The sequence below is a fragment of the Serratia sp. SA088 genome (assembly GCF_049065515.1).
GTDB classification, from domain to species: domain Bacteria; phylum Pseudomonadota; class Gammaproteobacteria; order Enterobacterales; family Enterobacteriaceae; genus Serratia; species Serratia nematodiphila.
Map to the genome: position 1 here is coordinate 311,742 of NZ_JBAKGW010000006.1, position 14,148 is coordinate 325,889.

15 protein-coding genes are annotated in these 14,148 nt (G+C 60.5%); 4 read left to right on the forward strand and 11 right to left on the reverse strand.

Features of this window, described 5'->3' with window-relative positions; translation table 11 throughout:
- Positions 1-5 precede the first annotated feature (5 nt).
- The 9 genes from ACOWVD_RS17345 to ACOWVD_RS17385 all read right to left on the reverse strand — a co-directional run bounded on the left by ACOWVD_RS17345 (position 6) and on the right by ACOWVD_RS17385 (position 8,199).
- Entirely contained in the window at positions 6-686 is a 681-nt protein-coding gene (locus ACOWVD_RS17345) for a response regulator transcription factor (RefSeq protein WP_021505622.1), read from the reverse strand.
- A 256-nt stretch (positions 687-942) separates the two neighbouring features.
- A complete protein-coding gene (cysM, locus tag ACOWVD_RS17350) occupies positions 943-1,824 on the reverse strand; it encodes a cysteine synthase CysM (protein WP_004936477.1) in 882 nt (293 codons plus the stop codon).
- Between the two features lie 82 nt (positions 1,825-1,906).
- Positions 1,907-2,995, reverse strand: coding sequence for a sulfate/thiosulfate ABC transporter ATP-binding protein CysA (cysA, locus tag ACOWVD_RS17355; protein ID WP_049243150.1), 1,089 nt, complete (start codon positions 2,993-2,995; stop codon positions 1,907-1,909).
- A complete protein-coding gene (gene cysW, locus ACOWVD_RS17360; protein ID WP_049243148.1) occupies positions 2,985-3,860 on the reverse strand; it encodes a sulfate/thiosulfate ABC transporter permease CysW in 876 nt (291 codons plus the stop codon). The genes cysA and cysW overlap by 11 nt, the downstream gene beginning before the upstream one ends.
- Positions 3,860-4,699, reverse strand: coding sequence for a sulfate/thiosulfate ABC transporter permease CysT (cysT, locus tag ACOWVD_RS17365; protein ID WP_004936486.1), 840 nt, complete (start codon positions 4,697-4,699; stop codon positions 3,860-3,862). The genes cysW and cysT overlap by 1 nt, the downstream gene beginning before the upstream one ends.
- Positions 4,700-5,722, reverse strand: a complete 1,023-nt coding sequence (locus tag ACOWVD_RS17370; RefSeq protein ID WP_033632428.1) for a sulfate ABC transporter substrate-binding protein — start codon at positions 5,720-5,722, stop codon at positions 4,700-4,702. It lies immediately after the preceding gene.
- A gap of 200 nt (positions 5,723-5,922) precedes the next feature.
- Positions 5,923-6,822, reverse strand: a complete 900-nt coding sequence (locus ACOWVD_RS17375; RefSeq protein WP_004936493.1) for a Dyp-type peroxidase — start codon at positions 6,820-6,822, stop codon at positions 5,923-5,925.
- 168 nt (positions 6,823-6,990) lie between these two features.
- Complete coding sequence (locus ACOWVD_RS17380; protein WP_004936494.1) at positions 6,991-7,578, reverse strand: RpoE-regulated lipoprotein; 588 nt, start codon at positions 7,576-7,578, stop codon at positions 6,991-6,993.
- 156 nt (positions 7,579-7,734) lie between these two features.
- Positions 7,735-8,199 carry a DUF2919 domain-containing protein gene (locus ACOWVD_RS17385; RefSeq protein WP_049243144.1) on the reverse strand — a complete coding sequence of 155 codons (465 nt, stop codon included), beginning with the start codon at positions 8,197-8,199 and terminating at the stop codon, positions 7,735-7,737.
- Between the two features lie 173 nt (positions 8,200-8,372).
- Between ACOWVD_RS17385 and ACOWVD_RS17390 the strand changes: the two genes are divergently transcribed.
- Positions 8,373-8,771: a YgiW/YdeI family stress tolerance OB fold protein gene (locus ACOWVD_RS17390; protein WP_004936500.1), complete on the forward strand. Its 399-nt coding sequence runs from the start codon at positions 8,373-8,375 to the stop codon at positions 8,769-8,771.
- A gap of 41 nt (positions 8,772-8,812) precedes the next feature.
- Here ACOWVD_RS17390 and ACOWVD_RS17395 read toward each other — a convergent pair whose 3' ends face one another.
- Positions 8,813-9,238, reverse strand: a complete 426-nt coding sequence (locus ACOWVD_RS17395) for a GNAT family acetyltransferase (protein WP_004936504.1) — start codon at positions 9,236-9,238, stop codon at positions 8,813-8,815.
- A 204-nt stretch (positions 9,239-9,442) separates the two neighbouring features.
- On the opposite strand from ACOWVD_RS17395, the gene amiA reads away from it, so the two are divergent.
- The 3 genes from amiA to ACOWVD_RS17410 all read left to right on the forward strand — a co-directional run bounded on the left by amiA (position 9,443) and on the right by ACOWVD_RS17410 (position 11,765).
- Entirely contained in the window at positions 9,443-10,324 is an 882-nt protein-coding gene (amiA, locus tag ACOWVD_RS17400; protein WP_021505629.1) for an N-acetylmuramoyl-L-alanine amidase AmiA, read from the forward strand.
- Between the two features lie 65 nt (positions 10,325-10,389).
- Positions 10,390-11,310 carry an oxygen-dependent coproporphyrinogen oxidase gene (gene hemF, locus ACOWVD_RS17405; RefSeq protein ID WP_015378680.1) on the forward strand — a complete coding sequence of 307 codons (921 nt, stop codon included), beginning with the start codon at positions 10,390-10,392 and terminating at the stop codon, positions 11,308-11,310.
- A complete protein-coding gene (locus tag ACOWVD_RS17410) occupies positions 11,310-11,765 on the forward strand; it encodes a YaiI/YqxD family protein (RefSeq protein ID WP_004936514.1) in 456 nt (151 codons plus the stop codon). The genes hemF and ACOWVD_RS17410 overlap by 1 nt, the downstream gene beginning before the upstream one ends.
- 22 nt (positions 11,766-11,787) lie before the next feature.
- On the opposite strand, the gene ACOWVD_RS17415 is transcribed toward ACOWVD_RS17410, so the two are convergent.
- Entirely contained in the window at positions 11,788-14,049 is a 2,262-nt protein-coding gene (locus ACOWVD_RS17415; RefSeq protein ID WP_049243142.1) for a TonB-dependent receptor domain-containing protein, read from the reverse strand.
- Positions 14,050-14,148 lie beyond the last annotated feature (99 nt).

The following is a 14,148-nucleotide window of genomic DNA, read 5'->3' on the forward strand; positions in this document are numbered from 1 at the left end:
TCTGGTTACCGTATGCGATAGCCGATGCTGCGCACCGTCTCGATGCTCAGCTTACTGCCGGCCAGCGCGCTCAACTTCTGGCGGATATTGCTGATATGCACGTCCACGCTGCGATCATAGGCCTCGCGCGGGCGACCCAGCCCCTTCTCGGACAGTTCGTCCTTCGACACCACGCGGTCCGGCGCGCGCAGCAACAGCTCCAGCAGATTGAATTCCGAAGCCGTCAGATCAAACGCCTTACCGCGCCATTCGCTGCTGCGGGTTGAAGGGTTCAGCGTCAGCTCGCCGAAGCTGATGGCGGCCTCGTCCTCCGCCTCTTGCGGCCGCTCTTCGAAACGGCGCAGCACCGCGCGCAGACGCGCCACCAATTCGCGCGGATAGCATGGCTTGGGCATGTAATCGTCGGCCCCCATCTCCAGGCCAATCACCCGATCGATGTTGTCGCCTTTGGCAGTCAGCATGATGATCGGCAGCCGGCTCTTTTTACGCACGTCGCGCAGCACGTCGATGCCGCTCATGTCCGGCAGCATGATGTCGAGGATCATCGCGGTATAGTCGCCCGACAGCGCGCCCTCTACCCCCGCCTTGCCGGTCAGCACCAGCGTGGCGTCGAAGCCTTCGCCCGTCAGGTATTCGCTCAGCATGGTGCCAAGCTCCAGATCATCGTCGACCAGTAAAATTTTCATGCCTTGCTCCTTCACCGATTTTCGTTATTTTCCCGCCAATTCCGCCGGCCTGCAGCCGGTTTTACTCAATCCTTACACATCGCTCTTGGCGTCTCGCCACCGTTAGTGTGGCCGCTGTCGCGCGATTTCTCTACTTCAGTCAGGGGATTGGCGCGCGAGCAGGCGATAGCCGCCGCGTCGGCGGGCCGGACAGGCAGTCTGTAACAGGGAGGTGAGAAGGCGTTTCCCGGCGGGACGCGCCGCCGGGAAGGAACGCTCAGTCGAACACGCCGGTGGAGAGGTAACGGTCGCCGCGATCGCAGACGATCGCCACCACCACGCTGCCGGGATTAGCCGCCGCGACGCGCAGGGCGCCGGCCACCGCACCGCCGGAGCTGACGCCGCAGAAAATGCCTTCACGCTGCGCCAGCTGGCGCATGGTCTGCTCGGCATCGCGCTGCTCGATATCCAACACCTGATCCACCAGCTCCGGGCGGAAAATACCCGGCAGGTAAGCGGGCGCCCAACGGCGAATGCCGGGGATGCTGCTGCCTTCCGCCGGCTGCAGGCCAATGATCTGCACCTGCGGATTCTGGCTCTTCAGGTAACCGCCCACGCCGGTAATGGTGCCGGTGGTGCCCATGCTGGAAACGAAGTGCGTGATGCGCCCTTCGGTCTGGCGCCAGATCTCCGGGCCGGTGGTAGTGAAGTGGGCATAGGGATTGTCGAAATTGTTAAACTGATCCAGCACCTTGCCCTGCCCCTGGCGCTGCATCTCCAGCGCCAGATCGCGCGCCCCTTCCATCCCCTGCTCACGGCTGACCAGGATCAGTTCCGCACCGTAGGCGCGCATCGCCGCCTGCCGCTCCAGGCTCATGTTCTCCGGCATCAGCAGCTTCAGCGCATAACCTTTCAATGCAGCGATCATCGCCAGTGCAATGCCGGTGTTGCCGCTGGTAGCCTCGATCAGCACGTCGCCGGGCTTGATCTCACCGCGCAGCTCCGCCTGCTGGATCATCGCCAACGCGGCGCGATCCTTCACCGATCCCGCCGGATTGTTGCCTTCCAGTTTGACCCATACCTCGCTGCCCGCCTGGGCGGCCAGCCGTTGCAGTTGTACCAGCGGGGTATTCCCGATGCATTGTTCGAGCGTTGTCACGATCTTTGCCTGTGTGTTGGTGTGCGTAAAGTAAAAAGGCAACCCCGGGGTTGCCTTAAAGAAAAGGACTGGCTAAAACCTATCAGGCGCTTTTGGCTAACGCAACAGGTTGCAGCAGTTGATCGCCGGCATACAGCCGCGCATTGAGGCTGCCGACGTAATAACGGCCGCCGCGCACCGGCGTAGCGTTGCCTTCCGGCAGCACCACGCCGATCGGTTCCTGGTGCCAGCCGATCGGCTGCACCGTCAGCTGCCAGAAATGGCCGCGCGGGCTGACTTCCAACACCTGAACCGGCAGTGGGCAGCGCTCGCTGCTCTCGGTCGCCACTTCCATTTCCCACGGGCGCAGGAACAGATCGACGCTGCCCTGGTGCATCGGCTGGAACGACAGCGGCCACTGGTGCGCGCCGACGAACAGCTGGGAGCCGCGAATTTCGCCGTTCAGACGGTTCACTTCCCCCATAAACTCCAGCACGAAGCGGCTGGCCGGCTCGCGCATAATCTCCTCCGGCGAGCCAACCTGTTCGATATTGCCCTGGCTCATCACCACGATGCGGTCGGCCACTTCCATCGCCTCTTCCTGATCGTGGGTGACGAACACGCTGGTGAATTTCAGCTCTTCATGCAGCTGACGTAGCCAGCGGCGCAGCTCTTTGCGCACCTGCGCATCCAGCGCGCCGAACGGTTCATCCAGCAGCAGAATCTGCGGTTCCACCGCCAGGGCGCGCGCCAGCGCCACGCGCTGTTTCTGGCCGCCGGACAGCTGCGACGGGTAGCGATTGGCTAAATGGCCAAGCTGCACCATGTCCAGCAACTGAGTGACTTTCTGTTTGATCGCCGCGGCATTCGGCCGCTCGCGGCGCGGCAGCACGGTCAGGCCGAAGGCGATATTGTCGAACACCGTCATGTGGCGGAACAGCGCATAGTGCTGAAATACGAAGCCCACGCGCCTGTCGCGCGCGTGCATGTGGCTGACGTCGGTGCCGTGGAAGCCCAGCTTGCCGCCGCTCTGGCTTTCCAGCCCGGCGATGATGCGCAGCAGCGTGGTCTTGCCGGAGCCGGACGGCCCGAGCAGCGCCACCATCTCGCCGGAAGCAATATCGAGCGAGATATCGTTCAATACCTTGGTGCGACCGAAGTACTTGTTGATGCCGTTAATCTCAATGCTCATGATTTTCCTCCCGCTCGAGACGCGCGTTTTGACGTTCCAGACGCCACTGCAGCGCGCTCTTCAAAAATAGGGTAACGATCGCCATCAGGGTCAACAGGGCGGCGGCGGTAAAGGCCCCGACGGTGTTGTAATCCTGCTGCAACAGCTCGACCTGCAGCGGCAGGCTGTAGGTTTCGCCGCGAATCGAACCGGATACCACCGACACCGCGCCGAACTCGCCGATGGCGCGCGCGTTGGTCAGCACCACGCCGTACAGCAGCGCCCAGCGAATGTTGGGCAGCGTCACGCGGCGGAACATCTGCCAACCGGACGCCCCCAGCAGAATGGCGGCCTCGTCTTCCTGGCTGCCCTGGCTGAGCATCATCGGCACCAGCTCGCGCACCACGAAGGGACAGGTGACGAAAATGGTCACCAGCACCATGCCCGGCCAGGAGAACATGATCTGGATGTTATGCGCATCCAGCCAGCCGCCCAGCAGGCCGTTGCTGCCATAAAACAGCAGATAAATCAGCCCCGCCACCACCGGTGAAACGGCGAACGGGATATCGATCAACGTCAGCAGCAGCTGGCGGCCGGGGAAGGTGAAACGCGTCACCAGCCACGCCAGCAACGTGCCGAACACCAGGTTGAACGGCACGGTGATCAGCGCGATCAAGACCGTCAGCCAGATGGCGTGCAGCATGTCCGGATCGAGCAAGTTGCTCCACATCGCGCCGAACCCTTTGGAGAAGGCCTCGGCGAAAATCGACATCATCGGCACCACCAGCAGCAGCACCGAAAACAGCGTGCCGATGGCGATCAACGTCCACTTGCCCCAGTTGACGCGCGGGCGCTCGGCGCCGTTGAAGGCGGAAATATCAGCCATCAGTGCCCTCCTCCCAAACGTCTGCCGAAGCGGCTTTGCAAGACGTTAATGCTGAACAGCAGCAGCAGCGACGCCGCCAGGATCACCGAGGCGATGGCGCTGGCCGCCGGGTAATCGAACTCCTGCAAACGCACAAAAATCATCAGCGAGGTCACTTCCGTCTTCCAGGCGATATTGCCGGCGATGAAAATCACCGCGCCAAACTCGCCCAGGCTGCGGGTAAAGGAAATGGCGGTGCCGGCCAGCAGCGCCGGCGCCACCTCAGGCAACACCACGCGGCGAAAGCTCTGCCAACGCGTGGCGCCCAGCGTCTCGGCCGCCTCTTCGTATTCCGGCCCCAGCTCTTCCAAAACCGGCTGCACGGTGCGCACCACAAACGGCAGGCTGGTGAACGCCATCGCCACCGCGATCCCAAGCCAGGTGAAGGTGACCTTAATGTCAAAGTGCGCCAGCCACTGCCCGTACCAGCCAGTGGTGGAAAACAGACCGGCCAGCGTCAGGCCGGCCACCGCCGTCGGCAGCGCGAACGGCAGATCGATCAGGCCGTCCAGCAGCGAACGGCCGGGAAAACGGTAGCGCGTCAGGATCCAGGCCATCAGCATGCCGAACACCGCGTTGAACAGGCTGGCGACGCCGGCGGCCAGCAGCGTCACTTTGTACGCCGCCACCACCTGCGGGTTGGAAATCACTTCCCAGTACTGCGCCAGGCTCATCTGCGCCAGCTGCATCACCAGCGCACTGAGCGGCAGCAGCAGGATCAAACAGGTATAAAACAGGCTGCTGCCGAGGCTGAGGCCAAATCCGGGCAGCACCCGTTTACTGGACGACAACGCCAACATTTACTTGCGCCCTGCCGCTAGCAGCTGATCCAACTCGCCGCCGGTGGCGAAGTGAGTTTTCATCACCTGCGGCCAGCCGCCGAACTGGTCTTCCACCCGGAACAGTTGGGTGTCCGGGAATTGCCCCTTCGCCGCCGCCATCGCTTTCTGGTCATAGACGCGGTAGTAGAAGCTGGTGATCACCTGCTGCGCCGCCGGGCTGTAGAGGTAGTTCAGATAGGCTTTGGCCGCCTGCTCGGTGCCGTTGCGCTCTACGTTTTTGTCGACCCAGGCCACCGGGAACTCCGCCAGAATATCGACCGGCGGCACGATCACTTCGTACTTGTCTTCACCGTATTGCTTGCGGATGTTGTTCACTTCGGACTCGAAGCTGATCAGCACGTCGCCCAAACCGCGCTCGACGAAGGTGGTGGTCGCGCCGCGACCGCCGGTATCGAACACCAGCACGTTTTTCAGGAAGCGGGTCATGAAGGCGCGGGTCTTGGCCGCATCGTTGCCGTCAGCCTGGCTGGCGGCGCCCCAGGCGGCCAGATAGGTGTAACGGCCGTTGCCGGAGGTTTTCGGGTTCGGGAACACCAGCTTCACGTCGTCACGCACCAAATCGTTCCAGGTGTGGATGCCCTTCGGGTTGTCCTTGCGCACCAAAAACGCCATGGTGGAATAGAACGGCGAGCTGTTGTTCGGCAGGCGCGCCTGCCAGTCCGCCGGGATCAGCTGCCCGCGATCGTGCAGGATCTGCACGTCTGTGACCTGGTTGTAGGTCACCACGTCGGCCCGCAGGCCCTGCAGGATCGCCAGCGCCTGCTTCGACGAGCCGGCGTGCGATTGTTTGATGGTCAGCTTGTCGTTCGGATGCTGTTGATTCCACTGCTGTTCAAAGCCGGGATTCAGCGCGACGAACAATTCACGGGAAACGTCATAAGAGCTGTTCAGCAATTCCGCCGCCGACGCGGCGCCGCTCGCCAACAGCGCAGCCGCCAGCCAACCTTTCAGCACGAGATTTTTAACCCGGTTTTGTTTCATTCTGCACCTTATCACTGAGTCATTCCTTCAGGCTTTCGCCTTATTGACGACCAGTGTATTTATAACTCGGTGCGGAGCTGTAACGCTTTTATATACCGTTTAGTGATTTACAAGCATCAAACGCTATAAGGCAGGAAATACGAGGCGTTTTGAGGCGGGAAAACAGACCGAAGCCGGACGCGCCGGCTTCGGCGACGGCATCAAAGTGACAGCAGGCGCGTCAGCGATGGCGCAAAGTAGTAGCTGCCGGTCACCGCACGGCTGAAGCGCAACATCGCGTCACGTTTGCCGTCCAGATCGCCGAACATGCTCAGCAGCTGCTGCTCGATATTGTGCAAGCGCGCACAATAGGCGATGAAGAACAGGCCGTGCTTGCCGCTGGCGGTGCCGTAAGGCAGGCTCTGGCGCAAAATTTTCAGGCCCTTGCCGTTCTCTTTCAGATCGACGCGGCTGACGTGCGAGGTATCCGGGCGCTGATCGGCCGGCAGCTCTTCGCTGTCGTGCTTGGTGCGGCCGATGATCTGCTCCTGCTGTTCGGTGGTAAAGCGCTGCCACTGGCGCAGGTTGTGCTCGTAGCGTTGCACCAGCACATAGCTGCCGCCGGCGTCCTCTTCGCCTTCGGCGATCGTCGCCACTGCCGGGCGCTGGTCGCCCTGCGGGTTTTCGGTGCCGTCGATGAAGCCGCTCAGATCGCGCTCTTCCACCCAGCGGAAGCCGTGGGTTTCTTCTTCAATCTTGATGACATTGCCGAACGCCGCCAGCGCCGCCTGCGCCAGCGTGAAGTTGACGTCATGACGCAGCGACTGGATGTGGATCAGCATATCGCGCTGGGTGGCCGGCGCCAGCCCTTTGCCGAGCGGCGTGAACGGCTTCAACTCTTTCGCGCCCTGGCCGCTGGAGAGATCGTGCCAAACGTCGTAACCGAAAGCGATCACCGCGCCGAGGCGCGCATCGGGGAACTGCTGCTGCAGCTCGCTCAGGGTCTGACAAAACTGCTTGCAGCCCTGGCGCAAGTCGGCGAATTCGCCCTGTACGCTGGCTTCCATAAAAATGGCGAAACGGCAGTGCTCCAGCAGAATGCCGCTCTGAACCTGTGTCATGTTGTTATCCTCAATACCAAAACCAGGCAACAGGTATGGCGGTTGACGCGCGGGTTCCCTGTTACAAACGCGCGCTATCATACCGCAAGCGCGGACGATTGCCTTGCAGCAGCGCAAAGAAAATAGGGGTAATGGGCAGGCGCCGCGAACCGGCGCCCGTTGAACACGTTACTGCTGCGGCTTGGCGTGCCAGATGATTTTGCTGACCGTCCAGCTTTTCAGGGTGTCGTCCGGCGGAATGATATCCTGCGCCCCGGCCCACTTGCCGCTGAAGATGTAGGTGACGTACTTGCTCTGCTCCGCCACGCACTCCACTTTACCGGCGTCTTCGCCGCTGCCCGGCTTACAGGAGCCGAACGCCTTGCTGTACATATCGCCGAACGGCGTGCCGAGCTTGTTGCCCCACTCCGTCGCCACTTTCGGATCCAGCACGTCCACGCGCTGCAGGCGCCCTTTCGGTTCGCCGGTGATCACCAGTTTCACTTCGTCGCCGGACAGCGCCTGGTAATAAGAGACGATCTGGCCGTTGTTGGTCGCCATGCCGCCGCGCAGGCGGTAGTTGCCGTCCAGCCCGTCATTGATGGCGCTTTCCGACATCGGCGTGCCGGCGTTGAGCTTGCCGACGCCCTTGGCGCCGACCTCCAGGCTGCTGCCGAACCAGTTGAACGGCGACAGGCTGGACCAGGAGAAATTGGACATGCTCGAACAGCCGGTCAGTAACAGCGGAAGCCCTAACAACAGGGGGCGAATATTCATCTCTAGCTCCTTAGACATCAATGGCACGGCGCGGTAGCCCGCGCCTGCCGCACTCGGCGTTTTGCTGCATGCCAGCCTCTCACAACGGCCCGCACTACGCCAACGGTTGCCAGCTTGGAGTGCGGAAAATGCGAAAAGTGCCGCACTTCTCGGCAATTAGTCGGCGTGCTCCGCCGGCGCGAAACAGGCTTTCAGGCGCGCATTCAGCAGCAGATAGCTCAGCGCCAGCGCGTCGAGCAACACCAACGCCAGCTCCAGCCCCGGCGCATCGCCGTCCTGGCGCCACAGGCTGAACAGCGAGCCGCCGAGCGACGCCAGCAGCGAGACAGCCAGCCCCCAGCGCCAGCCGCGCCACAGTCGCGGCCATTGGTGGCGACGGCCGCTCAGCAAAAACGCCAGCGCCGCCGGCAGGCCGAGCAGCATGCCGTACCAAAAACGTTGGGTATCCGGATAAAACAGCGCCAACAGGCTTTCGCCCTGCTCACGTGAAGCGCCGGCCATCACGAACAACAGCCAGGTGCGCGCCTGCAAAATCAGCACGGCCCAAAATCCCAGCGGCAGCCGCAGCGCGCCATGCTGGTCGTAATCGTCCGGGGAAAACCGGGGGGAGAATGGCTTCAACGCTCGTTCCTTGCCACAGAATAAAGACTATGGCTACAGATGGGCGCCGCCAGCGAGAATTTCAATGCGTCGGCTTAAGAAGCTCTTAAGATCGGCGTGTTTTAATCCTTATCACCAAGCAAGCACCCGATATCAGCGGGATGTGATTTTCGATAACGATAAGGAAGCGCAACATGAAAAAACTGACTCTGGCCGCTCTGATCGCGCTGTGCAGCGCACCGGTACTGGCGCAACAAGGCGGGTTCCTCGATCCGGCCGCGCCGCAGGCACAAACGCAACCCGCTCCGCAGGGCGGTTTCTCCGGCCCCAGCGCGGCGCTGACCACCGTGGACAAGGTGAAATCGCTGAGCGACGACACCTGGGTGATGCTGCAGGGCAACATCGAGCAGCGCATCGGCGACGATACCTACACCTTCCGCGACGCCACCGGCACCCTGACGGTCGAGATCGATCGCAAGCGCTGGAACGGCCAAACCGTCACACCGAAAGACAAGGTGCAGTTGGAAGGGAAAGTGGATAAAGACTGGAGCAGCGTGGAAGTGGACGTAAAAACCGTCAAAAAGCTGCCGTAATGCGCTGCGGCGGGCGGGCTATACCGCCGTCCGCCGCTCGATCAATATTCCTGATCTTCGATCAGCCGCTTGCCCAGGCTGGTGATGCCCTGGATTTCGTAGCCGAGCTTCTCGTACATCTCAACCACCGTGTCGTTGTCTTCGCGCACCATAATCTGGATCTTCGGGCAGCCGCGGGCGATCAGCTTCTTCTCCAGACGGTTGATCAACGCATTGGCGATGCCGCGCCCGCGATAGTCGGGATGCACCCCGAGGTAATACGCCGAGCCGCGGTGGCCGTCATAGCCGCCCATCACCGAACCGACCACTTCGCCGCCGACTTCCGCCACCAGGAACAGCTCCGGATCGTGGTTCAGCTTGCGCTCGATGTCCATTTCCGGATCGTTCCAGGGCCGCAGCAGATCGCAGCGCTCCCACAGGGTAATGACTTCTTCAAAGTCGTCTTGTCGAAATACGCGAATTTCCATCGATGTTGGCCGCTGTTAATTAAGGTGTTTATCTGATTATCGCGTGATTATTCACTTACGCAATATCAAACTGCGATTTAGCGCGCTATTTGCCCAGGAATCGCCGGTAACAAGCGTAATAAATGGAAATAGTTATCGGGTCGATTAATGATTATCAATACGATATAACGTCGCAAAATAGAAACGTCGACGGAGTGTTGCGTCATGAAAAAGCAGGGTAAACCCTTCCTCAATTTTAAGCCGCTTGCCGTTTCCCCGACGCGACGCCAACTTTTGCTTTCCGGCCTGGCGGTGGCGCTGTTCGGCGTGAAAAGCCAAAACGCCAAGGCGGAAGGCCTGCTGCGCAATCAGCACAGCAAACCGGCGGCGAAACCGGCCGGCGGCAAAAAGCGGGTGATGATCGATCCCGGCCACGGCGGCATCGACTCCGGCGCGGTCGGCCATGAAGGCTCGCAGGAAAAACACATCGTGCTGGAAATCGCCAACCACGTGCGCCGTTTCCTGCATGAGCACGATCACGTCGAGGCGCGCCTGACGCGCGAAGAAGACGAATTCATTCCGCTGTTCCAGCGGGTGGAGATCGCCCACCAGCACCAGGCCGATCTGTTCATTTCGATTCACGCCGACGGTTTCACCAGCCCGTCGGCCTCCGGCGCTTCGGTGTTCGCCCTCTCCAACCGCGGCGCCAGCAGCGCCATGGCGCGCTACCTGTCCAACCGTGAAAACGCCGCGGACGACGTGGCGGGCGGCAAGTACAAGGATCAGGACAACTACCTGCAGCAGGTGCTGTTCGATCTGGTGCAAACCGACACCATCAACAACAGCCTGACGCTCGGCCGCCACGTGCTCGGCCAAATTCGCCCGGTGCACCATCTGCACAGCGACAGCACCGAACAGGCGGCGTTCGCGGTGCTGAAATCCCCGTCCATCCCCTCGGTGCTGGTGGAAACCTCGTTCATCACCAACCCGAACGAAGAGCGGCTGCTGGGCACCACCGCGTTTCGCGAGAAAATCGCCCGCGCCATCGCGGACGGCATCATCAACTTCTTCGACTATTTCGACGCACACCAACGCAAACCCCGCTGATGCCGCGGGCGGCGAATAAGAGTATACTCAGCGCCTTGTTCAGCCAGACGCTATAAAGACCCCGCATGAGTTTACCTAACATCGCTGAAGTAAAATCCTTCCTGCTGGCGCTGCAGGATCACATCTGCGCGCAGCTCGCCCAGGCCGACGGCGGCGCCGTGTTCACCGAAGACCAATGGACGCGTGAAGAAGGCGGCGGCGGCCGCAGCCGCGTGCTGACCAACGGCGCGGTGTTCGAACAGGCGGGGGTCAACTTCTCGCACGTCTCCGGCGCCACTCTGCCGGCCTCGGCGACCGCGCACCGTCCGGAACTGGCCGGGCGCAGCTTCCAGGCGATGGGCGTCTCGTTGGTTATCCACCCGCTCAGCCCCTACGTGCCCACCAGCCACGCCAACGTGCGCTTCTTCATCGCCGAAAAACCGGGCGAGGCGCCGGTGTGGTGGTTCGGCGGCGGTTTTGACCTGACGCCGTTCTACGGTTTCGCAGAGGATGCCGTGCACTGGCACCGCACCGCGGCCGAGCTGTGCGCGCCGTTCGGCGACGAGGTCTACCCGAAATACAAGCAATGGTGCGACGATTACTTCTTCATCAAGCACCGCAACGAAGCGCGCGGCATCGGCGGCCTGTTCTACGACGATCTGAACACCCCGGATTTCGACCACTGTTTCGCCTTCACCCGCGCGGTGGGCCAGGGCTTCCTCGACGCCTATCTGCCGATCGTCGAAAAACGCAAGGCCTTGACCTGGGGCGAGCGCGAGCGCCAGTTCCAGCTGTATCGCCGCGGCCGCTATGTGGAATTCAACCTGGTGTGGGATCGCGGCACGCTGTTCGGGCTGCAAACCGGCGGCCGCACCGAGTCCATCCTGATGTCGATGCCGCCGTTGGTGCGTTGGGAATATAACTACCAGCCGGAGGCCGACAGCCCGGAAGCGGCGCTGACGCGCGATTTCCTGCCGGTGCGCGACTGGCTGCAGGAGCCGAAATGATGCAGATTTGGGTCGATGCGGACGCCTGTCCGAACGTGATCAAAGAGGTGCTGTTCCGCGCCGCCGATCGCACCGCCATCACCGTCACGCTGGTGGCGAACCAGCCATTGCGCACGCCGCCGTCGAAGTACATCCGTTCGCTGCAGGTGGCGGCCGGTTTCGACGTGGCCGATAACGAGATCGTGCGCCGCTGCGAAGCGGGCGATCTGGTGATCACCGCCGACATCCCGCTGGCGGCGGAGGTGATAGAGAAAGGCGCGGTGGCGCTGAACCCGCGCGGCGAGCGCTATACGCCGGACACCATCCGCGAGCGCCTCAACATGCGCGATTTTATGGATACTCTGCGCGCCAGCGGCATTCAGACCGGCGGCCCGAACGCCCTGAACCAGCGCGACCGCCAGCAGTTCGCCAACGAGCTGGACAAATGGCTGCTGCAGGCGAAACGGGCGCAGTGACTGCGCCCTGCTCTGCTGCGGTTTAGAAGCGCACCTCCCCGCCGAAGATATAAGTCCGCCCACGGGCGGTGTTGGCGGCCGTCGCGTCATCCCCTTGGATCGGCAACATATTCAGTTTGTTCAACGCCTCGGAATAGCTCTTGTTCATCACGTTTTGCACGCTAAATTTCAGCATGACGTTGCGGTTGATCTGATAAGTGCTGTACAGGTCAATAATGGTAGGAATGTTCGGCATCTCTTGCTTCAGGATTTCACCGGTCACTTCGCTCTGTTCATAATCCGGCGACAAGCGACGCGTTTTGCCCGTGTATTTCACGATGCTGCCGACGGTTAGCGATTCATCAAGGAAACGCACCCCGGTATCCAACGTAAAATACATGTCCGGTAGTTCATTGATATCCCCGGCGCCGAAATAGGTGCTGGCGATGGAGGTCGGCTGCTCGGTGTGTTGCTTGCTGAAAGAGACGCGGGCGAATGCTCGACCGGCGTCATAGTTGGCTTCAACCTCAACACCATGCATGCGTACCGGCGTCAGAGAGTTGACGTAGATATACATGTTGTCCGAGTAATCTTCGCTCGCATCAGCCCAATCGTTTTCCAGATTTTCGCGATAACTGCATTTCCGCCCATTGCGGCATACCATGTAGGACTCGCTGAAGATGTAATTACGTACCTTACTGGTATAGCCCACGACCTTAAGGCGCAATGAATCTTCCTTCACCAACAGATCGTGTCCGTTGGCATTGAAGCCGGCCTGCCAGGTTTCCGCCCGTTCCCCCTTGAGGAACGGGTTCATCGATGCGCCACCCGAGTTGGAATAGAACACTTCTTGAATGTTCGGCGCACGCATCGATTTGCTGTAGCTGACGAACGGCTGCAACCACGGCGTCACCTGCGCCGATAGCATTACCGAAGGATTGAACCCTTGCTCTTTCAAATTGATGTTCGCGGCCCCTTGCGGGAAGCATTCCACGCGATAATCGCATTCAGGCTTGTAGCCGGTCAGCTTGTTGCTGGTGTAGTTCAGATTGAGATCGAGTTGATAAATATCCCGGTTAAGCTGCAGGCCGGTATATAAACTGCCGATTCGCTGCTCGCCGGATGGCGCGAAGGTGTTATTTTCTATCGCCTCCTGCGCCGTCTGCGCATTCTCTATCGCCGATTCAACATGTTTGCGGTATTGGTTGCGCATCAGCTTGCCGCCATAACTGAAGGCTACATCAGTATCCAGCAGGCTGAATCGGCTGGTGTTGTTGATATCCAGCGCATCGGAGCGGTTTTTTGCATTGGTGTTAAAGAAGGTGAATAGCGAACCGCCGTCGTATTTCTGATTGCCTTTACTGGTGCTGACGGTGAAGTTTAAATCCACCAGCTCCGAAAACGGCGCATAGTGATATTTGAGGTAGAGGTCATGACTATCGATATCGCGCCGAGAAAAGCGGTTTTGGTAGTTCCTGGCGGAAAACTCAATGCTATTGAACTCGTTAGGCTTGATATCCAGTTTGAACAGCTGTGACTTGGGATTTTGCTTCATAAATTCATCGTACCCAAAATCTTCGCTGCTGATACCGTCGCCATTGTTGAAGTTCGAATAAATAGAGCTCCCACTGACCGCGGCCATCGCGCCAATGCTGCCGGTATCGGTAAACGCCTGTCCCTTGCCGGCGACGGCGATCATGCCGCTGCGGCCAATGCCGTTGCTGCCGACCGAGAATTTGGTTCTCACGCCGAAAGGATTGCCGGAAAAGATCACATCATCAACACCGATAGTGCGGAAGTTGGCGCTGCCCGCCAACGCGTTTACGCCGCTGCCGCCGCTGTTCTCACCGCGCGCCACGTCCACGCCGACGATGAAATTGGGGTCAATCAAAACGCCCGCCTGGTTATTGGTCGAACCGTGCGATATCACGCCAGACGTGGAAGTACCGTAATAGTTTTGGGTAATGCCATCGACCATGGTGTTGACCCGACCAAAGCCGCTCAGGCCGCGAATATTGACGCTGACCGCCCCCTGACTGGGGTCAATCTGGGTATAGGTGCCCGGCATGCTGCGCAGAATGCTGTCCACCGACTCCAGATTTTTGTTTTCGTCGCGCGAGCTGAACGCGCCAGGCCTCGCCAACGCCTCTTTTTCACTGCTCTTGCCGCCGTCGGCGGCCGAGACGTTAAGCGGGCTGAACGCCACGCTGCCTTTATTATTTTCCGCCTGTTCCTGCGCGGCCGCAGCCGGCCCGTACAGCGCCAGTCCCGCGCCGATCAGGCTCGCTATCATTTTGATTTTCATATATCCCCAGAAATAGCCAATAAGGTTTGATGGCCGACAATGCCCAGCAAAAAGCCCGCCGAAACGCGCGGTAAAAGATTGTTATTGTTTTATTGCGCC

Bases quoted from the DNA above. Each gene is read 5' to 3' on its own strand.
- ACOWVD_RS17395 (WP_004936504.1), bottom strand. From the start codon at position 9,238: ATGGAAATTCGCGTATTTCGACAAGACGACTTTGAAGAAGTCATTACC.
- ACOWVD_RS17370 (WP_033632428.1), bottom strand. From the start codon at position 5,722: ATGAAACAAAACCGGGTTAAAAATCTCGTGCTGAAAGGTTGGCTGGCG.
- cysT (WP_004936486.1), bottom strand. From the start codon at position 4,699: ATGTTGGCGTTGTCGTCCAGTAAACGGGTGCTGCCCGGATTTGGCCTC.
- ACOWVD_RS17390 (WP_004936500.1), top strand. From the start codon at position 8,373: ATGAAAAAACTGACTCTGGCCGCTCTGATCGCGCTGTGCAGCGCACCG.
- amiA (WP_021505629.1), top strand. From the start codon at position 9,443: ATGAAAAAGCAGGGTAAACCCTTCCTCAATTTTAAGCCGCTTGCCGTT.
- ACOWVD_RS17345 (WP_021505622.1), bottom strand. From the start codon at position 686: ATGAAAATTTTACTGGTCGACGATGATCTGGAGCTTGGCACCATGCTG.
- hemF (WP_015378680.1), top strand. From the start codon at position 10,390: ATGAGTTTACCTAACATCGCTGAAGTAAAATCCTTCCTGCTGGCGCTG.
- ACOWVD_RS17415 (WP_049243142.1), bottom strand. From the start codon at position 14,049: ATGAAAATCAAAATGATAGCGAGCCTGATCGGCGCGGGACTGGCGCTG.
- ACOWVD_RS17375 (WP_004936493.1), bottom strand. From the start codon at position 6,822: ATGACACAGGTTCAGAGCGGCATTCTGCTGGAGCACTGCCGTTTCGCC.
- cysW (WP_049243148.1), bottom strand. From the start codon at position 3,860: ATGGCTGATATTTCCGCCTTCAACGGCGCCGAGCGCCCGCGCGTCAAC.
- cysA (WP_049243150.1), bottom strand. From the start codon at position 2,995: ATGAGCATTGAGATTAACGGCATCAACAAGTACTTCGGTCGCACCAAG.
- ACOWVD_RS17410 (WP_004936514.1), top strand. From the start codon at position 11,310: ATGCAGATTTGGGTCGATGCGGACGCCTGTCCGAACGTGATCAAAGAG.
- ACOWVD_RS17380 (WP_004936494.1), bottom strand. From the start codon at position 7,578: ATGAATATTCGCCCCCTGTTGTTAGGGCTTCCGCTGTTACTGACCGGC.